18 protein-coding genes are annotated in these 23,987 nt (G+C 61.1%); 3 read left to right on the forward strand and 15 right to left on the reverse strand.

Annotation, left to right across the window (positions count from 1 at the left end; all coding sequences use genetic code 11):
* Window position 1 precedes the first annotated feature (1 nt).
* The 4 genes from M3I56_RS07835 to M3I56_RS07850 all read right to left on the reverse strand — a co-directional run bounded on the left by M3I56_RS07835 (window position 2) and on the right by M3I56_RS07850 (window position 4,932).
* Window positions 2–1,711, reverse strand: coding sequence for an FAD-binding protein (locus M3I56_RS07835; RefSeq protein WP_254341496.1), 1,710 nt, complete (start codon window positions 1,709–1,711; stop codon window positions 2–4).
* On the reverse strand, window positions 1,711–3,069 hold the full coding sequence (locus tag M3I56_RS07840) for an SRPBCC family protein (RefSeq protein WP_254353295.1): 1,359 nt from the start codon (window positions 3,067–3,069) through the stop codon (window positions 1,711–1,713). Before M3I56_RS07840 ends, M3I56_RS07835 begins: the two co-directional genes overlap by 1 nt.
* A gap of 178 nt (window positions 3,070–3,247) precedes the next feature.
* A complete protein-coding gene (locus M3I56_RS07845) occupies window positions 3,248–4,180 on the reverse strand; it encodes an electron transfer flavoprotein subunit alpha/FixB family protein (protein ID WP_254353296.1) in 933 nt (310 codons plus the stop codon).
* A 2-nt stretch (window positions 4,181–4,182) separates the two neighbouring features.
* Window positions 4,183–4,932 (reverse strand): electron transfer flavoprotein subunit beta/FixA family protein, encoded by a 750-nt coding sequence (locus M3I56_RS07850; RefSeq protein WP_254353297.1) that lies wholly within the window; start codon window positions 4,930–4,932, stop codon window positions 4,183–4,185.
* A gap of 137 nt (window positions 4,933–5,069) precedes the next feature.
* On the opposite strand from M3I56_RS07850, the gene M3I56_RS07855 reads away from it, so the two are divergent.
* A complete protein-coding gene (locus M3I56_RS07855; protein ID WP_254353298.1) occupies window positions 5,070–6,095 on the forward strand; it encodes an NAD(P)-dependent alcohol dehydrogenase in 1,026 nt (341 codons plus the stop codon).
* Window positions 6,096–6,112: 17 nt separating this feature from the next.
* Window positions 6,113–6,895, forward strand: a complete 783-nt coding sequence (locus M3I56_RS07860) for an SDR family oxidoreductase (RefSeq protein WP_254353299.1) — start codon at window positions 6,113–6,115, stop codon at window positions 6,893–6,895.
* A gap of 129 nt (window positions 6,896–7,024) precedes the next feature.
* On the opposite strand, the gene M3I56_RS07865 is transcribed toward M3I56_RS07860, so the two are convergent.
* From M3I56_RS07865 to M3I56_RS07885, 5 genes are all read right to left on the reverse strand, one after another.
* A complete protein-coding gene (locus M3I56_RS07865) occupies window positions 7,025–9,508 on the reverse strand; it encodes an RND family transporter (RefSeq protein ID WP_254353300.1) in 2,484 nt (827 codons plus the stop codon).
* 12 nt (window positions 9,509–9,520) lie between these two features.
* The gene (locus tag M3I56_RS07870; protein WP_254353301.1) at window positions 9,521–10,585 is read right to left on the reverse strand and encodes a YCF48-related protein; all 1,065 of its coding nucleotides are present in this window, start codon (window positions 10,583–10,585) and stop codon (window positions 9,521–9,523) included.
* A 125-nt stretch (window positions 10,586–10,710) separates the two neighbouring features.
* On the reverse strand, window positions 10,711–12,072 hold the full coding sequence (locus M3I56_RS07875; protein WP_302056723.1) for a DUF1329 domain-containing protein: 1,362 nt from the start codon (window positions 12,070–12,072) through the stop codon (window positions 10,711–10,713).
* Window positions 12,073–12,216: 144 nt separating this feature from the next.
* A complete protein-coding gene (locus M3I56_RS07880; RefSeq protein ID WP_254353303.1) occupies window positions 12,217–13,566 on the reverse strand; it encodes a DUF1329 domain-containing protein in 1,350 nt (449 codons plus the stop codon).
* Window positions 13,567–13,583: 17 nt separating this feature from the next.
* Window positions 13,584–15,281 carry a DUF1302 domain-containing protein gene (locus tag M3I56_RS07885; RefSeq protein ID WP_254353304.1) on the reverse strand — a complete coding sequence of 566 codons (1,698 nt, stop codon included), beginning with the start codon at window positions 15,279–15,281 and terminating at the stop codon, window positions 13,584–13,586.
* 1,367 nt (window positions 15,282–16,648) lie between these two features.
* Between M3I56_RS07885 and M3I56_RS07890 the strand changes: the two genes are divergently transcribed.
* Window positions 16,649–17,308, forward strand: a complete 660-nt coding sequence (locus M3I56_RS07890; protein WP_069266531.1) for a TetR/AcrR family transcriptional regulator — start codon at window positions 16,649–16,651, stop codon at window positions 17,306–17,308.
* Between the two features lie 66 nt (window positions 17,309–17,374).
* Here M3I56_RS07890 and M3I56_RS07895 read toward each other — a convergent pair whose 3' ends face one another.
* The 6 genes from M3I56_RS07895 to M3I56_RS07920 all read right to left on the reverse strand — a co-directional run bounded on the left by M3I56_RS07895 (window position 17,375) and on the right by M3I56_RS07920 (window position 23,964).
* A complete protein-coding gene (locus tag M3I56_RS07895) occupies window positions 17,375–18,604 on the reverse strand; it encodes a cytochrome P450 (protein ID WP_254353305.1) in 1,230 nt (409 codons plus the stop codon).
* Between the two features lie 75 nt (window positions 18,605–18,679).
* Entirely contained in the window at window positions 18,680–19,813 is a 1,134-nt protein-coding gene (locus M3I56_RS07900; protein ID WP_254353306.1) for an acyl-CoA dehydrogenase family protein, read from the reverse strand.
* Window positions 19,814–19,822: 9 nt separating this feature from the next.
* Complete coding sequence (locus M3I56_RS07905; RefSeq protein WP_254353307.1) at window positions 19,823–21,031, reverse strand: acyl-CoA dehydrogenase family protein; 1,209 nt, start codon at window positions 21,029–21,031, stop codon at window positions 19,823–19,825.
* A gap of 54 nt (window positions 21,032–21,085) precedes the next feature.
* Window positions 21,086–21,955 carry a MaoC/PaaZ C-terminal domain-containing protein gene (locus M3I56_RS07910; RefSeq protein WP_254353308.1) on the reverse strand — a complete coding sequence of 290 codons (870 nt, stop codon included), beginning with the start codon at window positions 21,953–21,955 and terminating at the stop codon, window positions 21,086–21,088.
* An 18-nt stretch (window positions 21,956–21,973) separates the two neighbouring features.
* Window positions 21,974–22,780 carry an enoyl-CoA hydratase gene (locus M3I56_RS07915; protein ID WP_254353309.1) on the reverse strand — a complete coding sequence of 269 codons (807 nt, stop codon included), beginning with the start codon at window positions 22,778–22,780 and terminating at the stop codon, window positions 21,974–21,976.
* 17 nt (window positions 22,781–22,797) lie between these two features.
* Window positions 22,798–23,964: an acyl-CoA dehydrogenase family protein gene (locus tag M3I56_RS07920; protein ID WP_254353310.1), complete on the reverse strand. Its 1,167-nt coding sequence runs from the start codon at window positions 23,962–23,964 to the stop codon at window positions 22,798–22,800.
* Window positions 23,965–23,987 lie beyond the last annotated feature (23 nt).

Consider the following 23,987-nt stretch of genomic DNA (forward strand, 5'->3'; position numbering starts at 1 on the left):
CTCACCAGATCTTTTGCGCGCCGCTAGCATGCAGCGCCGCGATATAACCGAATACGAACGACGCGCCGATACTGCTGCCGGCGCCCGGATAGCATCGTCCGACCACGGATGCCGTGCAGTTGCCGGTGGCGTACAGGCCGGAAATCTGCGAACCGTCGTCCCTGAGCACGCGAGCGTATTCGTCGGTCACGAGGCCGCCCGCCGTACCTACGTCGCCGGGGTACATGCGCACGGCGTAGAACGGTCCCTCTTCGATCGGCCCGAGGTTCGGGTTCGGCTTGATGGTCGGGTCGCCGTGACAGCGATCGAATGCACGCGAACCACGCCCGTAGTCTTCGTCGACGCCCGTTTCGCAGAAGCCGTTGAAGCGCTTGACCGTCTCGAGCAGACCGGCGCGGTCGATATTGCATTTCGCCGCCAGTTCTTCAAGCGTGTCGGCCTTGATCATGTAGCCGCTGTCGAGCCACTTCTGTGGAATCTGCCCCGGCATGGCGGTGCCCCATGGGTAGTACCTGCGCTGCCGGCTGTCCATGACGACCCACGCGGGCACGGCCTTGCCGGTGTCCTTGTGGCGCTGGTACATGCGCTGGCCGATTTCCATGTAGGCACCCGCTTCGTCGCAGAAGCGTTCGCCATCCTGATCAACCATGATGGAAAACGGCAGCGAGAGATCGAGGTGATGCATGAACGGCAGCGGCGAACCGTCCGGTGCGCGTGCGCCCTCGGGCAACTCTTCGTTGGGGCCGAGTGACGTCACGACCCACCACGCTTCCTCCATGCAGTCCACGGCGCCGCCCAGCGCGATGGCGGCTTGCAGGATTTCGCCGGTATCGCCCGGATTCGCATTCGTCCAATCCGCTGATGAAGGCTGCGGCTGGTATTTGCGGCGCATTTCCGCGTTGTGTGAAAATCCGCCCGTGTTGAGCAGCACGCCTTCGCGAGCCTGGATGCGCATCTCGCGGCCGCTGCGGACCGCAACGATGCCAGTCACACGCCCGTCCTCGACAATGAGTTCACGCACCGGCGTGTCGGTCCAGATCGGCACGTTCGCGCGCAACGCCATCTGCAGCATGCGCCCCTGAATTGCCGCGCCGTTGGCGACCAGCTCTTTGCCCGTGATCTTCTGATACAGCATGCGGCCGCCAAGCTGCATCGCCTTGCGCTTGCCGCCCCACGTCCGCTTCATCAGAAAGAGTTCCGGATACTCGTCCGAGTTGGCCGGCATCGAAGGACCTTTGTAGCGCGACAGGCGCGGCGCCCATTCGCCCAGCTCCTTCACGTCGAACAGCTTCGCCAGCAGCGAACGGCCACGCGGCTCGCCGCCGGGCAGCGTGTCGTAGTAGTCGGACCAGCCATCCGCGTACACGAACTGCATGCCCTGCTGCTCGAGAAACTCGGCCATTTTCGGGCCAGTGCGCAAATATGCCTCGCGTCGCGCCTCCGATGTGCCGGGGCCTTGATACGTCACCGCTGCGTCGAAATACTGGCGCGCGCGTTCATATGAATCGCTCACGCCGTGGCGCTTCATCACGTGATTGTTCGGCAGCCACCACACCCCGCCCGAATAACCGGTCGAGCCGCCGACCTTCGGCAGCTTCTCGATGATGAGCGCGTCCTTGCCCACTGACTTGCATGCGAGCGCCGCGCACATCGAACCGCCACCGCTTCCGACCACCACGAAATCGTAGCTTGCGTCCCAGGTCCCCGACATCACTCCTCCTGCGCGATGAATTCGCGCAGCGCGCGATGGAAGTTCGACACCGACGTTTCCTGCAGCGGATTCGTGCGCGAACCCTTGAACCCGCGCGACTTCATGCCCTGCTGCACGTTGGTCATGTTCTGGAAGTCCTGCCACAGGATCAGGCCGAAGTTCTCCTGCGCGTTCTCCTTCCAGTCGTCCACGCCGTAATAAAACTCACGCTTCAAAGGCGGCTCCGCGCCCGGCGCGAAGCGCTGGAGTGACCAGATGTCGTAGATGCACGAATCGGGGTTGTCACCGTCAGGCCGTGCGCGATAGAACAGCGCGCCGTCGGGGTACGGGAGAAACACGAGATTCGGAAACACGTGCCAGTCCGCACCGGCGCGACCGAGCTGCTCGAACGTGATCTCGGGCCAACCCGCGCCTTCGGCAATAGCCGCCTCGCGCTGGAATTCCATCGCTTTCCCAAGGACTTCGAACTGGTTGCCCGACGGCGACATTTCATGCATCAGGCGCTTCGCGGCTTCATAGTCGCGAGCGGTGTTGATCGCCTTGAGGGTCTCTTCCATGACACGGAAGAAGTTCACGAGCCCCTGGCGCACGTCCTCCGGCATCGGCTTGCCGGTGCGCGGCGACGGCGCACCGATCATGCGCGTGGCCGTCGAGTACCCGAACATGCCGTGGCGGCCGTAGGCGAAGCTGCGCGTCACGTCGTCGCCGGCAACGTCGAGCAATTGCGGATGCGTTGCGGCAACGTGATAGCCTTCGTTGAACGCTTCGAGCGCGACCTTCCAGTTGCACGGCAGGCGAATCGACTTGTACCAGCGGTAGCGCATCTTCTCGAACTCGAAGCAGTTCGTGATCTCCGGCACCGGATCGAGGAATTTTGCGAGCGGCTCGGCGTTCGGATCCATGTTGATGAAAACGAAACCGCCCCACGTGTCCACCAGAACGTCGGTGAGATGCAGATCGCCATCGGCCATTTCCGGGCAGCCTTCCCAGTCTTGCCGGTCTAGCACGCGCGCCACACTGCCGTCCAGATTCCACTGCCAGCCGTGATAGGCGCAGTGGAATTTCGCGGCCTTGCCGCATCCGTTGGTCAGGCGGCGGCCGCGATGCTGGCAGACGTTGAAAAACGCCTTGATCTCTTCAGCCGACTTGCGCACGACGATGATCGACTCGCCCGCCACATCGAAGGTCACGTAGTCGCCGACGTTGGGAATCTCTTCCACGCGGCAGGCAACCTGCCACACGCGCGGCCACAGGCGCTCGTTCTCCCGCTCGAGAAACTGCTTCGACAGGTAACTGTCCTTCGGGACGAAATCGAGTCTGACCGTGTGCTCACCCGAATCGGGACCTCTGTTACCCATGGATATCTCCTTGATGTGGCCGGCGTAGGCGCCGGTTCCGGCTTTTTATGTAGCGGCCGCTCGTCTTGCAGCCTGGTCGGTAGCCAATATGCAACTATCGGTGCAATTTCCGTGAACGGCGTTCAGATGCTAGGCTTACGCCAGGATTGCTGTCAATCCGGGCGAACGTCAATCGAACTCAATCGAGCGCCGCGGTCAGCGCGGGTACCGCTTCGAACAGATCGGCGGTGAGCCCGTAATCGGCCACCTGAAAAATCGGCGCCTCGCTGTCCTTGTTGATCGCGACGATGACTTTCGAGTCCTTCATGCCGGCAAGGTGCTGAATAGCGCCGGAGATGCCCACGGCGATATACAACTTGGGCGCGACGATCTTGCCGGTCTGCCCGACCTGATAGTCGTTCGGCGCGAACCCGGCGTCGACGGCCGCGCGCGACGCGCCGACGGCGGCGCCGAGCTTGTCCGCGAGCGCATCGAGCAGCTTGAAGTTATCGCCGTTCTGCATGCCGCGGCCGCCCGAAACAACGATATTCGCCGCGGAAAGCTCCGGGCGGCTCGACTTCGTGAGTTCCTGACCGACAAAACGGGCCTTATCGAAGGCCGGTGCCGTGGCAACCGCGCGCGCGGGCGCGGTGCCCGAACCGGTGGCCGCCGCATCGAAGGCGGTCGGGCGGATCGTGATGACTTTGATGGCATCGGACGATTGCACCGTTGCGAGTGCATTGCCCGCGTAGATCGGACGCACGAATACATCCGGCGCCCTGATGGCGACGACATCGGAAATCTGCGCGCTGTCGAGCAACGCCGCCACGCGGGGCATGAAGTTCTTGCCCACGGCCGTCGAAGCGGCAATCACATGCGTATAGCCGCTGGCAAGTGAAACAACGAGTGAGGCGAGATTTTCCGGCAGCGCGTGCGCGTACTCGGGTGCGTCCGCCACCAGCACCTCGGCGACACCGGCAATGCTTGCCGCTTGCTCCACCACGGCCGCTGCGCCGTGGCCGGCCACCAGCACATGAATGTCGCCGCCCGCTGCGCCCGCCGCCGTGACGGCGTTGAGCGTGGCGCGCTGCAGGGTTGCGTTGTCGTGTTCCGCGATTACGAGAATAGTCATGATCAGATCACCTTCGCTTCGTTGCGAAGCTTTTCAATCAGCGCTGCAACATCCGGAACCATTACGCCGCCTTTACGCGCCGGCGGCTCACTCACTTCGAGAACCTTCAAACGAGGCGCGACGTCAACGTTCAGCGCTCCGGGGCTCAGCGTCTCCAGCGGCTTCTTCTTCGCCTTCATGATGTTGGGCAGCGTGACGTAGCGCGGGCTATTCAAGCGCAGATCCGTCGTGACCACGGCCGGCAAATCGAGCGCGACGCGTTCGAGTCCACCGTCGATCTCACGCGTGACGAGCAGTTGCTGCCCGTCCACTTCCGTCTTGAACGCGAATGTCGCTTGCGGCCAGCCGAGCAATGCGGCGAGCTTCTGACCGGTTTGACCAGCGTCGTTGTCGATGGCCTGCTTGCCGAGCAACACCAGTTGCGGGTTTTCCCGCGACGCAACGGCGCTCAGCAGTTTGGCGACTGCGAGAGGTTGCAGGTCGGCATCGCTTTCGACGAGCACTGCGCGATCCGCCCCCATGGCGAGCGCCGTGCGCAACACCTCCTGCGATTGCGCAGTTCCCGCCGATACCACGACGACTTCACTCGCAATACCCGCTTCCTTGAGGCGCACCGCCTCCTCTACCGCGATCTCATCGAACGGGTTCATGGCCATCTTCACGTTGGCCAGATCGACACCCGAACCGTCGGCTTTCACCCGCGGTTTCACGTTGTAGTCGATCACGCGCTTCACCGCGACCAGTATCTTCAATTTGACGCTCCGAACGCTTTGTTGAACAATGTTCCATATTCTGAACTCATCTTTTTACGGCTGTCAACGAGAAGAATGAACAAGGCGTCGTTCGGCAACGAATTTGGCGCTCTCGTTCACCACCATGGAGACAACGAATGAAGCTCTATCGATGCGAACGTTTTGAGGGAATCTCAGGCCTGGCGCTACGCGAGGAACCCGATCCACCGCCGCCCGGCGCTCGTGAAGTCCTCGTGCAGGTCAATGCGAGTTCGCTGAACTTCCGCGAGCTGTTGCTGATGAACGGCGCGTTTCGCGACTGGATGGCGCCCAACTTCATTCCCGCCTCGGACGGCGCCGGCGTCGTGCTTGCAGTCGGTTCTGGCGTTCGGCGTTTCAAGCCCGGCGACCGGGTGATGGCGAATTTCGCGGAAGACTGGCACGGCGGCGCGCGCCCGCAACACGCGGATATGCTGGGCCGCGGCGCAATTGTCGAAGGCATGCTGCGCGACAAGGTGGTGTTGAGCGAGGAGGAACTGGTTGGCGTTCCGGATCATCTCTCCGACGAGGAGGCTGCGACGCTGCCTTGCGCCGCGGTCACCGCATGGAACGCGTTGTGCGCGCACGCGCCCCTTCTGCCGGGCCAAACTGTCCTCGTACAAGGGACGGGCGGCGTATCGATTTTCGCGCTGCAGCTTGCGCGTCTGTTCGGCGCTCGCGTGATTGCCACCTCGTCGAGCGATGCGAAGCTCAAGCGCCTCGCGGAATTAGGCGCCGACGCCACCATCAACTACCGCGAAACGCCGCAATGGGACGACGCCGTGCTGCGCTTGACCGATGGACTGGGCGTCGACGTCGTCGTCGAGGTGGGAGGCGCGCAAACGTTCGGCAAGTCCGTTGCCGCCACACGGGACGGCGGCCGGATCAGCGTCGTGGGGCTGCTAACCGGCGCCCCCTCTCCGGGCGAGGGATTCTTCACGCGTGGCCTGTCGATCGCGCCGATCCGCGTCGGTTCCCGTCAGGATTTCGAAGCGATGAATCGCGCGATCGGCCTGCACAAACTGCGGCCGGTCATCGACTCGGTTTATGACTTTGCGGACGTACCGGATGCGCTGCGGCACCTCGAAAGCCAGCGGCATTTCGGCAAGATCGTCATTCGCCACCAGCAGGCAGCCACTGCATGATCGATGGGAGTCAGACTATGAAACTGTTTTCACTGGAAGGACAGATTGCGCTCGTCACCGGCGCGTCACGCGGCCTTGGCTTCGCTATGGCAAGCGCGTTGGCGTCGGCAGGCGCGACCGTCATTCTTTGCGCGCGATCGCGCAAGAGTCTCGAAACTGCCGCGGAATCGATCCGGAAGACGGGCGGCAGCGTCGACGTCGAACCGTTCGATCTCACCGATCAAGACGCGATCAGGAACGGCGTGCGCAACGTTCTTGCGCGTCATGGACGCATCGACGTCCTGCTCAACAATGCCGGCATTTGCGAATGGAGCGATTTTCTTCAGTCGAGCGTCGAAATGTGGCAAAGGACGATGGATACCAACGTCACGGCCGCGTATCTGCTCGCGCAGGAAGTCGCACGTCCCATGATCGAACGTGGGCACGGACGCATCATCAACGTGGGCTCTTACGTTTCGGTGCTCGGCCGGGAGAAGCTCCAGGCGTACGTGGCCAGCAAGCACGCTGTCGCCGGGCTCACGAAATCGCTCGGCGCGGAGTTGGGCCGCCACGGCATTCGTTGCAACGGTATCTGTCCCGGCTATTTCCTCACCGATATGGCCGAGCCCGTTACATCGAATCCGCAAATGAAGGAGGTCGTCCGCTCGCATATCTCAGTTGGACGCTGGGGGAACCCGGAAGAACTCGGCGGCGTAGCCGTGTTTCTCGCCTCCGAGGCCAGCTCCTACATGAATGGCCAGATGCTGATGGTGGACGGCGGCGTCTCGGAGATCCTGAGCTTCTCGATGTCCGTGGTGTAGGCCTGCCCAGCACTGTCCGCCCCGACGTCTCCTGTCTTGCACGCAATTCGGCCCGCCATCTTCGCAGATGGCGGGCCGCTACATTCGTTCTGCGGGCATGTGCCGCGTAACGCGGCACATGCCACACGGTCACGACCGCAGGGTCACCTCGCCATTGCGGGCTTCGACCTGCGACGAACCCGCCGCCGCGGGTTTCGCCACTGCCTTGCGGGAAATCCCTTGCAAGAGGAAATGCGACAGCGCCGGGATCAGGATCAGCGCACCGATCATGTTCCACAGGAACATGAACGTAAGCAGGATGCCCATATCGGCCTGAAACTTGATCGGCGAGAACGCCCACGTCACCACCCCCGCGGCCAGCGTCACACCCACCAGCGCCACCACCTTGCCCGTGAACTGCACCGCGTGGCGGTAGGCCACCTTCAGCGGCTGCCCTGTGCGCTGGTACGCAAGCTGCACGCTCAGCAGGTACAGCGCGTAGTCCACGCCGATCCCCACCCCCAGCGCAATCACCGGCAGCGTCGCCACCTTCACGCCAATACCCAGCTTAACCATGAGCGCCTCGCACAGCACCGACGTAATGCCGAGCGGAACGACCGCCACAACCACCGCGCGCCAGCTGCGGAACGTGATGAAGCACAGCAGGATCACCGCCGCGTACACCATGAACAGCATCGTGCGGTTCGCCTTCGCAACAACCACGTTCGTCACCGCGTCGATACCCGCCGAGCCCGCCGCCATCAGGAACTGGTGGTCCGCATCACTGTGCGCCTTCGCGAACTCCTCGGCCACCTCCATCACCCGCGAGAGCGTTGCCGCCTTGTGGTCCGTCAGATACGCAATGACCGGCGCCGTACCGCACGTCTGGCTGATCAGGTCCGGATGGTCCAGCAGGATCTGCCAGACCGTCTTGTTGATGATCGACGGCACACGATCGATCGTGTACCACTTCGGATAGCCCTCGTAGAAGCCCGAGGTCATCCAGCGCGTCAGGCCACCCACCGAGGTCGTCGTCTGCACGCCCGGAACGCCGCGCAGTGCGGTCTCGAGGCGGTCCGCCTCCAGCACGAGCGGGAAGTTGTTCGCGTCGCAGGTGCCGTGCGACGACTTGCCGACCACCACGAACAGATCGCTCGACAGCCCGAAGTGCGCGTTGATGTACGCGTTGTCGAGGTTGTAGCGCGAGTTCGGGCGCAGCTCCGGTGCGCCGCTATCCAGGTCGCCGATCTGCAGGTGCTGGCTGATCGACCAGCCGACTGCCGTGAGCGCCGCCGCGCACACGATCGCGCCCACCGCCCAGCGGCGCTCGGTGAACCGGTCCAGCAGGTTCCAGAGCGCACCCGCGGACGACGTGCCGCGTTCGTCGTTCTGCTCGCCACGCACGCTGCGACGTGCCGCCGACGGACTCACACCCACATACGAGAGCAGCACCGGCAGGAGCAGCAGATTCGTGAAGACAAGCACGCCCACGCCCACGCTCGCCGTGAAGGCCAGGTCCTTGATCACCGGAATGTCGATCACCATCAGCACGGCGAACCCGACGACGTCCGCGAGCAGCGCCGTGAGTCCGGCCAGGAAGAGCCGCCGGAACGTATAGCGCGCGGCGACGTAGCGGTGTGTGCCGCGCCCGATGTCCTGCGTGATGCCGTTCATCTTCTGCGCGCCATGCGACACGCCGATCGCGAACACGAGGAACGGCACCAGCACCGAATACGGATCAAGCACGTAGCCGAGTGTGCTGATGATGCCCAGCTGCCAGACCACGGCGATGAGCGAGCAGGCCACCACCAGCAGCGTGCTGCGATAGCAGCGGGTGTACAGAAAGATCACGGTGAGCGCAATCGCCGCGGCGATACCAAAGTACATCGCCACCTGCTTCAGACCCGCGATCAGGTCTCCGATCAGCCTGGCGAAGCCCACCACGTGCACGCGCACCTCGCCCCGGCCTTCGGTCTTGATGACCTCGTCGATCTGGCGCGAGAGCTTCGCGTAGTCAAGCGCCTTGCCCGTATCGGCGTAGTGGTCCAGCAGCGGCAGCTGGATCATGCTCGAATGCAGGTCGTTGGATACGAGGCTGCCAACGATATTGGCCCGCGCCACGTTCGTACGCAGCTGTGTAATCGCCTGAGTCGAACTGTCGAAGCCGTCCGGCATGACGGGACCGCCCGCGAAGCCCTTCTCGGTCACCACGTTCCAGCGCACGATCGGCATCCACAGCGATTTCACGCCCGGGCGATCAACGCCTGGAATCAGGAACAGGGCATCGTTGATGCGACGCAGTGCCGCCAGGTACTTCGGATCGTAGATGTCGCCGGAAGGATTCTCGACGACGATACGCAGCGAGTTGCCGAGTCCCTTCAGGTCCGCCTTGTTGGCAAGATAGTTCTTGATGTACGGATGCGAGAGCGGAATCATCTTCTCGAAACTCGCATTGACATCGAGCCGCGTCGCCTGAAACCCGAGCACCGCGGTGATGATCGCGCAGATGATCATCAGCCAGGGACGCCGGTTGAAGATCAGCCGCTCGAGCGCGTTGCCAGAACGCGAATCGAACTGGGCAAGATCCGCCACGACGGGCATCTTGTCGAATTGGGCATTGTTGCCGCCAGCCATGTCTGCTCCCCCTTATTGCGACTTCGCCAATGTGACCCGCGTCAGTCCGGCTGCGCCGGCCAGCACCGCGGTGTCGTCGCGCAGCGCCATGGCGAAGACCCCGCCCGGCTGGCTCGCGCCCAGTGTGTGGAACGTTGCGGCCTGATCGGTGCTCTCGAGCAGCTCGCCGGCCTGCGTGGCCAGCAGCAGACGACCATTCGGGAGTTCGGCTGAGGCGAGGATGCTCGCACCGGTTGGCAGCGTGATCTTGCTCCAGGTGGCGCCGCCATCGGTGGAGCGGTAGGCGTTGCCGAGCAGGCCGTACACGACCATCGCGTTGCCAGCCGCGGCGAGTCCGAAGAGGCTGCCCTTGGACGGCGAGGACACCGCAACGAAGCGCTGCTTGTCGGGATCGAGTTTGAGCAGCAGGCCCTGCTCGCCCACGATATAGAGCGTCCCGTTAATACGCCGCATCGCATGCAGGTTCAGGGCGTCCGGGTTGTCGACGCGGTCAAACCATGGAACCCAGCTCTTGCCGCCGTCTTCGGTATGGAAAATGATGTTGAACGAACCGATGACCCAGCCCGAGCGCTCGTCGTCGAACCAGACGTCGAGGAAAGGACGTCCGCCCTGGTCGGCCACGAAGCGCTGGGCCTCCTCGCGCGAGGCCTTCAAGTCCGGCGAATCGCCCTGCTGCTTCGCGTAATAGTCGGTCATCAGCTTCGCGGCCTGCTCGCCGTCAAGCTGGCGCGTCCAGGTATTCCCGCCATCGACCGTATGGAGCACTTCCCCATCGTGTCCGACCGCCCAGCCCAGCGTCGCGGACTTGAAGGTCACCGCAACAAGATCGGCGCTCACTGGCACGTTCACCTGGCGCCAGTGCGCCGCGTCGTCGTCCGAGACGAGAATGACGCCGCGTGGCCCCACCGCGACCAGTCGCTGGCCGGCCTGGGCAACGGCCATCACGGGTTCGTGTGCAGCGCGTGGGTTGGTGATTGCCGGCGAGTGCATCGGGTCGGCAAACCCCGCATAAACCGCACTGCTCGCGAGGCCTGCTGCCGCCACCAGGGCGAGCCAACGAAACATGGTATTGCGCATTGCGTCTCCTTCACAGTTACTGCCGATCGACTCCGCGAACTGTCCTGGGCTTTATGTAATTTTGGCGTGCAGTGCCGGGTCGGACCGGCACTGCAAGTTTGCTGCGCTTACTGCTTTACCGCGTACTACCGGATACCGCTTGACTGCATGTGCTCTGGCGTAAAGAAGTCATGCGAAAAGCTGCTATTGAAGAAGACGCCTGGCGACTCGGCCGGATGGCTTCCGAAGATATACACACCGCTATTGAAGTCGTAGAACCAGTTGCCCAGCGAATACGGCACTTTGTAATCGTACGCAGGCACCGTAGTCTGGAAGCCCCCACGATAGAGCTTGCCCGACTGGTCGTACGCGTCCATCATTCCGCCGCCGCCGTCCTCGTCGAAGTACATCGTCTTCTTGCTGTAGATGTGGCGCGAGCCCGGCTTGAGCGTCAATTCCACAACCCACACTCGGTGCAGTTCCCAACGCACATCGTCGGGATTCACGAAATGCGGCGTCAGGATCTTGCTCGCAGGCGTCTCGTACTGTTGCTTGTAGTCGTTGTACGGGATGTACATCTCCTTCTTGCCGATCAGCTTCGCGTTCCAGCGATCGATCTTCCCGTAGAACAACTGAATGTCGTCCATCGTGATCGCGCCCGAGTAGCCGGGGTTCGGAGTGTCATAGGCCAGGTCCGGCGCTACTCGTACGCGACGCTGACCGGGGTTGTACTCCCACGATTGCTGGTCGTGATCCGCAGTGTCCGTGAAGAACCAGTAAAGCGTGGTATCACCAATCATTCGCGCCGGCGCTACGAAATCATTGTTGATGTACTGCCAGACGGCAGTGCCACCCTTCTTCTTGAATGCATCTTCCTGTTTGAGGTCGAAATACGGGTAGTAAATCGAACTCTTGAATTGAGCCGCGAGGATCGGCGTGCCGCTGGTGTCGACGAGCCACGTCTTTACATTGTTGCGCTGCGCCGTACCGACGTAGCGCAGTTCCCAGTCCCACATCGCTTCCTGCCCATTCCTGGGCACAGGAAACGGCTTTCCGCCGAATGCGTCTGCCACGAACAGACCGTTCTTTTCGAGCTTCGCACTCTGCGCATTCTTTTCCGAATTCGCCAGATACCAGTCCGGGTACGAGACGGAACGGTGCGTCGGGTAAACATCCATGCGGTACGTCGGGTAGCGCTTGAACAGCTCGACCGAACTGGCACTCAATTTGTCGGCGTATTGCTGGTAGTTTTGCGCCGTTATCTGCATCGTCGACTTCTCACCAGCAAACGGATCCGCCCACTTTCCCGAGTCGGGCTTAAAACCCGCCGGCGCCTGCGTAATTCCGCCCGTGTACGCAGGAATCGCCCCGTCCTTGCTGCCGGCAATTTGCGCGCCGAATGGCGTCATCCCGTTCTCAAGCGCGCCAGCCATCGGCGCCATGCAAACAGCCGCTGCAAATGCTAGCGCCTTCATCAACATCCGGGGGTTCTTCAAAGCCTTCACCATCCCTTTCCTGAATAACTCAGAACCAAAAGCAACAACGCTACTTTCGATACCCAACACCCATGTAGAACTTCGTTGCCGAAGCGTCCTGCCCGGCGGGGCCGGGCAGGACGCTACTAATTACCTCACCCCTACATCGGCAGGCAATTAGCGCACACCCGCAGACTGCATGCGTTCCGGTGTGTAGTAGTCGGACGGGAAGCTCACGTTAAAGAGAATCCCCGGCGTCTCAGCAGGGTGACTGCCGAAGATGTAAATGCCGCTATTGAAGTCGTAAAACCAGTTGCCGAGTGAATACGGAACCTTGTAGTCGTAGGCGGGCACCGTCGTCTCGAATCCACCGCGATAGAGCTTGCCCGACTGGTCGTAAGCGTCCATCATCCCGCCACCGCCATCTTCATCCAGGTAGAGCATCTTGCGGCCGTAGACGTGGCGCGCACCCGACTTGAGCTTCAGGTCAACGACCCACACACGGTGAAGCTCCCAGCGTACGTGATCCGGATTGACGAAATGCGGTGTGAGGATCTTGCTCGCTGGCGTTTCATACTGCTGCTTGTAGTCGTTGTACGGGATGTACATCTCCTTCTTGCCCACGAGCCTGGCGTCCCAGCGATCGATCCGTCCATAGAACAACTGGATGTCATCCATCGTGATTGCCCCCGAATAGCCGGGGTTCGGCGTATCGTAGGCGAGATCCGGCGCCACCCGCACACGACGCTGCCCCGGGTTGTATTCCCAGGACTGCTGATCATGATCCGCCGTGTCCATGAAGTACCAGAAGAGGGTCGTATCGCCAATCAAGCGCGCCGGTGCCGCGTAGTCGTTGTACACGTAATACCAGTTTGCGAGGCCCGCTTTTTTCCGGAATTCATCCTCCTTCTTGATATCGAAGTACGGGTAATAGAGGGAACTCTTGAATTGCGCCGCAAGGATCGGCGTACCACTCGAGTCCACCAACCACGTTTTCACGTTATTGCGTTGGATCGTACCGACGTAACGCAACTCCCAGTCCCACAACGCTTCCTGCCCATTCTTCGGCAGCGGAAACGGTTTTCCGCCAAATGCTCCGGATAGGTAAAGGCCGTTCTTTTCAAGCTTCGCGGTTTGAGCGTTCTTGGTGGAGTTCTCCAAATACCAGTCGGGATACGAAACGCTGCGGTGAGTCGGATAGACATCCATCCTGTAAGTCGGATAGCGTTTGAATAATTCGACTGCCGACGCACTTAATTTGTCCGCGTATTGCTCGTAGTTTTGTGCCGTGATCTGGAGAATGGGTTTTTCACCGGGAAACGGATCCGCCCATTTTCCTGAGTCCGGTTTGAATCCGGCCGGAGCCTGCGTGATGCCCCCAGTATAGGCAGGAATTGTCCCGTCCTTGTTTCCTGCGATCTCGGCGCCAAACGGCGTCAATCCGCTATCGGCGGCTAGCGTGTATGGCGAAGCCCAGATTGCCGCAAGAACCGCAAGCGTTTTAAGAAGCTTTGGGAATCTTTTCACAGCTGTCTCCATCTTTATCAAAACGTTGTCTGATACGTGATACCGAGCCAGGACTTGTCGCTGTAGGGCGCGCCGAGAGCCGTCGCGGCGCCCGCCGTCGAGTACCCCTTCTTGTTCATGTAATAGGTGTAGGTGATGTCCACCTCGTGCTTGTTGTAGATCGTGAAGTCGAGCCCGACCACGAACGTATTCTGGCCTTGCGCCTCGGCGGCCGGCGAGATAACGGACGAGTAGCCCTTCAGGTTCAGATTGACGAACAGCGGCATCGTCAGGTCGACCCCAGGGAATACCTGATACCACTGCGGGCTCGCACCGATGCCGAGACCGGCCCAGAAGCGCGTCGAGCAGTTATTGAATGCAGAATTGCCCGATGCCGAACACTGGCCCGTGGTGTCATAGCTGGAATTAGCAAAATTTCCCGCATTCGACTGCACGCTCAACAACTGATTGAACGAGAATTCCGCCTGCAGGAACATGTTGTCCCACAACGGCGACTTGCCGAACGACTGCGTAACGTTCAAAAGACCATGCAGCGTACGGCCGGTCGGCGCGTCGTTGACCGTCGTCGTGTTGACTGCATTGAGCGGCATGTTCCAGCGGTATGAGACTTCGCCAGCCACGGCGGCATTGCCGATAGCACTATTGAAGCCCAGACCGATCAGGTTGACGTCGTTGCCGTATTTCGCCGTGACGCCCGGCAGATTGGTGCCCGGGAAGAGTTGCGGCCCAGCGCCCGGCACGAGCACGGCCGCCCAGGGCATCTTCATGGCGAAGTGGCGATACGTCAATTCGTAGGTCGTCGCGATCGAATCGACACGCCACTTGCCGTCAAGACCGATATCACCGATCTGACCTTTGGTCGGCGGTACACGCGGAATCGCGAACGTGCCCAGTCCAGGAATCGTCGTGTAGCTGGCCACCGGCGGCCCATAGAGAATCGGATCCGCACCGCCGAAATACGTGCCGCCTTCTGGCAGGCGATCGTGGTTCCACTCGAAGGTATATTGCGCCCCGAGCGTGATCGTATCCGTAATGTTCGTCGTCACGTCAGCCTGAGCCGTCGGCAACACGATTTCCTTGAGCGAGGCGCTCGGGCTCTGCGTCAGCTTCATCAGGTCCAGCGGCGCCTGGCCGATCGCCACCGAGTTGGCGCCACCCAACGTAGCAAACGCCGACTGGCCCCAGGTCACTGCTGTGCGGCCGAGCTTGACGTTGACGGAGTGACCGCCAAGGTCGAACGTGTTGAACACGAACGCATCACGCAGCTCCGCGCTTGGCCCCTGGTAGTACTTCTTGATGTAGCTTGTGTACTCGTTGTTGGGATAGTTCGGCAGAAATGCCGGATTGCTCGTATTGTGATTCTTGAACGTCGGGTCGTACCACGCGTCCATACTGATGCGGAAGCCCGACGTCTCCTTGTACTTGAAATCGAACTCGCTGTAGAGGTTCAGCATCGCCTGGATCGTGCTGAACCTCGGCGTCGACAGATCGCCTTCGTCGTAGGTCGGACTGTTCGTGTAGAAGTGATCCGGGTTCTGAAGCCGAATGTCGTAATCCGCACGCACCGTGTTATCCCATTCCATGTCGATGTCCGGGTTCGGCACATCAAAGTGAAATGCATTGGCGTTCGCGCTCCACAACCCGCAAGCCGCCGCGATACAGGTTGCGTGCACGCCAAGGCTGATCGCACTTGGCTTCAGGCTCTTCTTTTTCATGCGTCTCCTCTTTTCTTTGTCGAACTGCCGCAGAAAAGGCCAAGGCCGTTGGACTGCCGCAGACTTTTAGCAATGAAGCGAAACCGGCCTCTACCTCGTCAGCATCGCGTCTCGGGGTCCCCCCCAGCGCATCACCAGAATACGAATGCTGTTCGCAAAGATAAACGCTCGAAACCTGACTGTCAACGCTCGCTCACCCCTATGCGGTACATTTTCTCGAACGCCGTTCACAAACCTGGGTAAACGAGAGTTCGATTTTTGTCATCGGCTTAACTCAGTACATGCATGCCTTGGCCAATGTGGCGCCGACTGCATACGGCGCGCGTTGTGCTAACGAGTGTTGGCGGCGCTTGCATTTGCGGGGCATCCGCCTCGCCTGCGCGGGTTGGCGACGCAAACCATGGGAGCTTTCGCGCAACAAGCCGGCGGCGGTTCATGAATCGACATGCAGGCCGGGCGCGGCCAAGTATCGCCGCCCCCAAGCGGCGCGGTACCGGTCACGGACGACGCGGCGTTTAGTCTTTCGATTCAATGGTGAACGGAGGAAGAATTGCACGAGCGACCGAAGCGCTTACGGGACCAGACCACCTTCCTTGGCAGTCCTTCCATATATGCCGGCTGTCGACCGCGACTTTCGCAATCCGCTATCCAGTTCCTGCGCTAGCGTGCATTGCTGGTTTTCGGGGAGCAGGAGGGAACACGCGCCAGGCCCCATCGTCATGCCGAAAGAAGAATATCGAAAGGTCCCCCTGCGAGGCGGATGACCGTGCGAGCACACACCTCGTCTGGCTCGAATTCGCGAAGGTACATCGGGTCACGTGCACCGGGGTGTTCGCAGTGGGTGCGAGCCATTTCTCGATGAGCGCACGCAAAGAACTTTCTCCAAGCTTCATGCCCTGCTCCTTCAACCGCTCTTGCGCGCCTCTGACGATCACACTCACGGGTGCAAATGGAGGCACTAACCAGTCAGCCCAGACACCCGTGTTCCTCGTGCTCCGGTTGCCGTCGCAGAAGGTTCCGTGTGATGCAGACGTAAATGTGTCTACTGACTAAATATTAGTAGTCAGTAGACCCATTATCAAGATTCAACGGTACCAGGGGAAATGCCGGTATGGACAAGTCCACCCTATTTTCTAGTAGCATGCGTGATGCTACAGGGCGAGAGCCGCATGTGATCTGGAGTCAATTAGTCGTCGGACTACTGTTTATTCGTCGCCTGACTAGCAGTATCATCAGATCAAACTCGCCGCCGTCCGATCCGAATCGGAAGACGTAAATATCGAGGGCGGGAACAGTTTCCAGTCTTATTCGTCTCGCCATTACGACGCGCGCGAGAAGGACAGGAAACGCCAAGGAGAGCACAACAGATGAAAGACCTGACCATCTCATCGGCAGACCTCGACAAGCCGGCAGCAGACGCGCCTCGGCGGCGAGGGAACAGATCTACACGTGTGCCAGCCATCATTGAAGTGGCGATCGAAGTCTTCGCATCGGAAGGCAACGCTGGATTCACGCAACGCCGCATCGCCAGCGACGCAGGCATCCGGCTGAGGACCCTGCAGCACTATTTCAGCACCCGCGAAGAACTATTGCGGGCCACGATCGAGGCATTCACGAATCGCTATTTCGAACACTATCAGGCGATCACGCAGGACAAACACCGGCCACCGGAGGCCCGGCTGGACATGATCGTCGAAGAGGCATTCTCTGTGCTGACGGCACCCGGCGGCAATCGCGTTAGCGCCTTTGTGCTGGAAACCTGGAGCCTGGCTGAACACGAACCGTATCTCCATGCCCTGATGGCCAAATCCACTGCGGATTTTCAGGTTCTTCTGGCGGAACTGATCGCGGAAATCAACCCAACCCTGGCGTCGGCGGAATGTACGCTGCGCGGCGCCCTGCTTCTTTCCCATCTGCAAGGTCTGGTCGTCTTTCTACGCCGGTCGGGAACGAACACACCCGAGCGGGATTCATTCCGTCACGCCATGAAGGTCGTCTGGCGTGCGCTGAGCAAAGCGTCTCCATGAACCTGAAGTTCAGGCGCGCGCAGCGCGCGTAGCGGTCTGCGCGCACCGGATTCTACAGATATGCGCTCAGCCGGCCACCTTCCACACAAGAGGCAGGTGGTACAGCGTGCCGTTCACACCGCCGTGAACCCCGGCCTTCTCGCCCGGTTTGATCTGGAAATCCGGAATACGCTTGAGCCATTCCTGAAGGAAGACCTTCAACTCCACGCGCGCAAGGAACGAGCCGGGACAACGATGCGCACCATTGCCGAATGTCGAATGAATCGGCGTGGGCCGCGCGAAATCGACAGTCAGCGGATCGTCGAACTTTCTGTCGTCGAGGCCATGCAGCGTGGTCGGCATGATGATCATGTCGCCCGCTTTGAGTTGCACGCCCTTGTACTCGAAATCGTGGGTAATCCGCCGCCCCTGGTTGACCACTGGGAAACGCCGTAATAGCTCGTCAACGGCCTTTTGGGTCAGCTCGGGATTGTCGATGAGCTGCTTGCGATGAGCGGGGCTGCCAGCCAGAAAACTGGCGATGAATCCCATTGCGGACGCAACGGTATCGAGCCCGCCGATCAGCACGAGTCCGCACAGACCGCGAACCTCCTCGTCGGTCAAGGCTCGCCCGTCGATTTTCGAGTTCACGATCTTGCTGATGAGATCGTCGCCCGGATTCGCGCGCCGTTCGGCGATCTTCACGCCCAGGTACTGGAAGATCGCGCCGAGCGCGCCCAGCTTCTCCCTGGCGTCCACCGGGCGCACCATCTTGTCGGCGAGGCTCAGGAGGTACTCGCGATCCTCGGCGGGCAGCGCCACCATGTTCATGAAAATGCCGATCGGCAGATGCTGCGCGAACCCGGAGACGAATTCCACTTCTCCCTTCGGGTAAAAGTCTTCGATCAACTCGATCGCCATTTCGCGCGCTTTTTCTTCGAGCTTGCTGATCGCCTGCGGCATGAACGCGGGCGCGATCAACGCGCGATACGCCGTATGCTGCGGAGGATCGAAGAAGATCGGCGGCAACGGCTGATGCTCGACCAGCGGCACGGTGAGCTGCTTCGACGAGAAGTTCTCGTAGTCCTTGAGGATGTGATAGATATCGTCGCCGCGCGTTGCGATCCAATGGCCGCCGTTGCGAGGCGTCCAGAAAATGTCGGGAATGCCTTCGGCGTGCAGCTTCTTGAGCGAGAGATGGTAGTCGTCTTCTGCCCCGGGCGGGTGATAGATATCGATATCGAATACCCGTTCCGGCGAAACGTGCGCAGGTACCGGCGCCAGTTCCGGAGTTGCGCCATGGCCAGCTGCTGACATAAGGTTGTCTCCTTTCTTCGAATTGGCCGCTATGCACGGCCGAATGAATCTTTCTTGTTACTGTGCGAGCCGCGGTTACAGGAACGCTCCGTATAGCTCGATATGGTGCTCGGTGTTTCCCCACGTCATGTCGATGCAGGTTAGGCGCTTCACATACCAACCCACCGCCAGCTCGTCCGTCATGCCCATCCCACCGTGAAGCTGCACTGCCTGCTGCGCGACGAAGCGCGCGCTGTGCCCGATGAGCGCTTTCGCGGCGGTCACAGCGCGATGAGCGGCAACGTCATCGTCTTCGCCGAGCTTGGCGGCCGCAAAATAGACGATCGATTTCGCCTGTTCCACCGCGGTCAAGATATCGGCAGCGCGATGCTGCAGCGCCTGGAACTTGCCGATCGGCGAACCAAACTGCTTGCGCGTGCGCAGATACTCGAAAGTCAGTTCACTCAGCCGCGACATCGCGCCCACGGCTTCGGCGCACAGCGCGAATATGCCTTGATCGACGGTCCATTCGAGCAACGGGTAACCCTGATCGATCGCGCCGATCACCGCCTTTTGGTCGACTCGCACGCCGTTCAGCACCACTTCCGCGACACGCTGGCCATCCAGTGAGGGAAACCCCTTGACGCTCACACCCTGCGCGTGCGCGTCGACAGCGAAGAGCGTGATACCGTGCTTGTCCGCCTGCTCGCCTGCCGTACGCGCCGAAACGAGCAGAATGTCCGCGCAGGCGCCATGCAGCACGACGCCCTTGCGGCCGTTGAGGATGTACCCGTCACGCGTTGCTTCGGCTCTCGTCGCTACGTTCCACAAATCGAAGTGCGCGCCAGGTTCCAGCGTCGCGAGCGCGGTCTTCAGGCTGCCGTCTGCGATACCGGCCAGCAGCTCCGCCTTGCGCGCCTCGTGTCCCGCGCGCCCGATGAGCTTCGCGCCGATCACAGCCGACGAAACGAACGGCTCCAGCACGAGTCCCCGGCCGAAGGCTTCCATCACGAGCATGGTCTCGACCGGGCCCGTGCCAAGCCCGCCGTGGTCCTGCGGCACGTTCAGCGCGAGCACGCCCATTTCGGCGAGCGTGGACCAATGCGCATCCGACCAGCCCTGCGGCGTGGCGGCGAGACGACGCCTCGCCTCGAAGTCGTATTCCTTTTCGACGAAGCGACCGACCACATCGGCCAGCATCTGTTCCTCTTCAACCAGCGTGAAGTCCATGGCGTGTCCTCAGATGCCGAGCGCCTGCTTGGCGATGATGTTTTTCTGCACTTCGGTCGAACCGCCGTAGATCGAAATCTTGCGCCAGTCCAGGTAGTGCGCGGCCAGCGCGTTGAGCAATTCGCCGTTCGCGGTTTCGCCGCGCCAGTCCGCATCCAGCGCTTCGCTTACGAAAGGCACTGCATAGGGACCTGCGCATTCCATGATCAATTCGGTGAGTTCCTGCTGAATCTCCGAACCCCGGATCTTTAGCACCGAAGCTTCCGGTCCGATGGGACGCCCTGCGGTTTCGGCGGAGACCACGCGCAGAAGCGACCATTCGTGAGCGATCAAATCGATTTCCACCTTGGCGATGCGATCGCGAAAGCGCACGTCCTCGATGAGCGGTTTGCCGTGCTTGCGCACGGTGCTCGCAATCTCCTTGAGACGCCGCATGAAACGCTTGCAGTTACCAAGTCCGGCAATATTGGTGCGCTCGTGTCCGAGCAGATACTTCGCGATCGACCAGCCGCGATGCTCCTCTCCGACGAGATTGCTCACTGGCACTTCCACGTTGTCGAAGAACACTTCGTTCACGTCGTGACCGCCGTCCAGCGTGCGGATCGGCCTGACCGTGATACCTGGCGTCGACATATCGATCAGCAGGAACGAGATGCCTTCCTGCGGCCGGCCGCTCCCGTCCGTGCGAACGAGACAGAAAATCCAGTTCGCCCATTGCGCGAACGAGGTCCAGATCTTCTGGCCGTTGACGACATAGAACGACTGACCGTCACGCTCGATGCGCTCCGCACGCGTCTTGAGCGAGGCCAGATCGGAACCCGCACCCGGTTCGGAATAACCCTGACACCACCAGTCTTCCATTGATACGATGCGCGGCAGGAACCGTTCGCGCTGCGCGTCGGTGCCGAATTTTTGAATCACGGGTCCGACCATGGAAAGGCCGAACGGCATCTGGCGCGGCGCGCCGGCGGTGAAGCATTCCTCGTCGAAAATGTTGCGCTGTGCGGCATTCCATGCGGCACCGCCGAATTGCGCCGGCCATGCGGGCGCGCCCCAACCCTTCCCGGCAAGAATGCGTTGCCAGCTCACGTAGTCTTCGCGCGGCACATGGCGGAAGTTCAGCACGCGCTCGCGAATATCGTCAGGCAAATGTGTCGCCACGAATTCACGCACTGTGGCGCGAAATTCCTTCTCGGCGGGACTCTCTCTCAGGTCCATCGTCAGGCTCCAGTCGCTGCCAGGCAAGTCGCATTGGCGCTGCCAGGCGCGGTTTCAGGCAATTTCCACGATGCCGTTGTTCAGCACCACCACATCGCGCGCATCAACACGCGCGCGCAAATGCAGGCGGGTGTCGCTATCCCGCCAGAACTGGAAACGCACTTCTTCGCCCGGGTAAACCGGCGAAGTCAGGCGCAGGGCGAGCCGCTTCAGACGGGTGGCATCGTTGCCAGCGAAGGTGCGAATCGCGGCGTAGCCCGCCATGCCATAGGTCGCGAGGCCATGCAGAATGGGCCGGCTGAAACCCGCCTTCGAAGCCACTTCAGGATCCGCGTGCAGCGGGTTGGCATCGCCCGAAAGGCGGTAGATCAACGCGGCATGGGCACCGGTGGAGAAGACGTATTCCGCATCCGGCGCGCGCTCCGGCACCGGCGGAAGCGCTTCAGGCGGCACGTCGCTGACCCCCGACTCTGCGCTGAATCCGCCGTCGCCACGAAGAAACGACACCTGGCGGACTTCGGCGAGTTGTTCGCCGCTCGAAACGTCGATGATGTCACGCATGAGCTCGACGATCGCGCCCTTTCCCGCGCCTTTATCGGAGATGCGGCTCACGCGCGTCTTGCTGACGATGGTCGCGGCAACCGGCATCGGCCGGACGAAACGAACGTCCTGCTCACCGTGCACGAGCTTCAGGTAGTCGATGCCCGTACGCGGATTGCGCATCCACGATTTCGGCCACGCGAACGCGGCCGCGCATGTCGGCATTGCCTGAAGGTCCTTTTCGTAGACGTAGCGCAGCTGGTCGGCGTCCAACGGGTCTCCGCCGAGGCCAAGGCCCAGTGAATACAGCATGACGTCGCGCTCGCTGTACGTCTGCGTGACGTCTTCGATAGGCCAGTTCTTGACGACTTCGTAGTTCAGCATGAGGGGTCCTGTAGGTGCTCAGTAGTCCGTGAAGTTAGGCTTGCGCTTCTCGAGAAAGCTCGCCATGCCTTCCTTGTAGTCATCGCACTGGTTGGCGATCGGCATGTCCAGACCAGCGGACATGACCGCCTCGTGGGGCGTCTGGAATGGCACGTCCCAGACCTGCTCCTTCATGATGCGCATCGAGCGCGGCGAGCAGAACTCCGCCATTTCGCGCGCATAGGCGTAAGTCTCCTCGACCAGTTTCTCCGCCGGGATCGCACGGTTCACGAGTCCCATGCGCTCGGCTTCGCGGCCCTTGATCTTGCGACCCGACAGCAGCAGGTCGAGCGCATGCGCCTGACCCACGTGGCGCGCGAGTATCCATGCCATGCCGTATTCGGCGGTCAGACCGCGGCGCGCGAATGCCGTGGTAATGGTGGCGTCTTCCGACGCGAACCGGATGTCGCAAAAGAGCGCGTGAATCAGGCCAATGCCGACGGTCGCGCCATTGAGCATGGCGATCACCGGCTTCGGAATGGCCGGGTAATACGAACAACGCGTCTGCCAGTCCGCGCGCTTACGCATGTCGAATGGGCGCGGCAGCTTGGTCATGAGCGCAGCCGGGTCACCGCCGAAGCTGTGAATATCGCCGCCCGCGCAAAACGCCTTCCCCGCGCCGGTGAATACGATGACACGCACGCCGCGGTCCGCACCCGCCGCCTGCATTGCCTCGTACACTTCCGTCGCCACCTGGTCGTTCCAGGTGTTCATGTGTTCAGGACGGTTGAGCGTGATCGTCGCGATACGGTCGTTGACGTCGTACAGAATGGTCTCGAAGTGCATGAGATCCCCCTCGATGCTCAGAATGAACGCGGCAGGTCGAGCACATGCTCGGCGACGTAGGACAAAATCAGGTTCGTCGAAATCGGCGCCACCTGATAAAGCCGCGTTTCGCGGAACTTGCGTTCGACATCGTATTCGCAGGCGAAACCGAAGCCGCCATGCGTCTGCAAGCAGGCATTCGCCGCTTTCCACGAAGCCGTGGCCGCCAGATGCTTCGCCATGTTCGCTTCTGCGCCGCATGCCTGATGGTTGTCGAACAGATCGCAGGCTTTGTAGCGCATGAGATCCGCCGCGCGCACGTCGATATACGCCTCGGCGATCGGAAACTGGATGCCCTGATTCATGCCGATTGGCCGGTCAAAGACGATACGCTCGCTAGCGTATTTCGATGCGCGCTCAACGAACCAGTAGCCGTCGCCGATGCACTCTGCCGCGATCAGCGCACGCTCGGCATTGAGCCCGTCGAGGATGTACTTGAAGCCCTTGCCTTCATCGCCAATCAGGTTCTCTTCAGGAATTTCCAGATTATCGAAGAACAGTTCATTCGTCTCGTGATTGACCATGTTGGGAATCGGCCGCACGGTCAGACCGTTTCCGATAGCCTGGTGCAGATCCACAAGGAAGCACGACAGCCCATCCGACTTCTTCTTCACATCCGACAAGGGCGTGGTACGCGCGAGCAGGATCATCATGTCCGAATGCTGCACGCGTGAAATCCATACCTTCTGGCCGTTGACCACATAGCGGCCGTCTTTCTTTACGGCGGTGGTCTTCAGCTTCGTGGTGTCCGTTCCGGTGGTCGGCTCGGTCACGCCCATCGATTGCAGGCGCAGTTCGCCGCTCGCGATCTTCGGCAGATATTTGCGCTTTTGCGCTTCCGAGCCGTTGCGCAGCAGCGTGTTCATGTTGTACATCTGGCCGTGGCAGAACCCGGAGTTGCCGCCGTTTCGGTTGATCTCCTCCATGATCACGGACGCCTCGGTTAGCCCGAGGCCGGAACCACCGTATTCCTGGGGAATCAGCGCCGCCATCCAGCCGGCCTTCGTCAACGCGTCGACAAACGCCTCCGGGTAGACGCGCTCGTGATCGATGCGGCGCCAGTACTCATCGGGATATTCCTTCGAGAGGTCACGCAGGGCGTCGCGCAGTTCCTGATATTGATCGGGAGGGGTAATTCGGCTCATGAATGGTTTCCGTATACTTGGCT

The organism is Paraburkholderia sp. CNPSo 3281, assembly GCF_024206515.1.
Lineage (GTDB): Bacteria > Pseudomonadota > Gammaproteobacteria > Burkholderiales > Burkholderiaceae > Paraburkholderia > Paraburkholderia nodosa.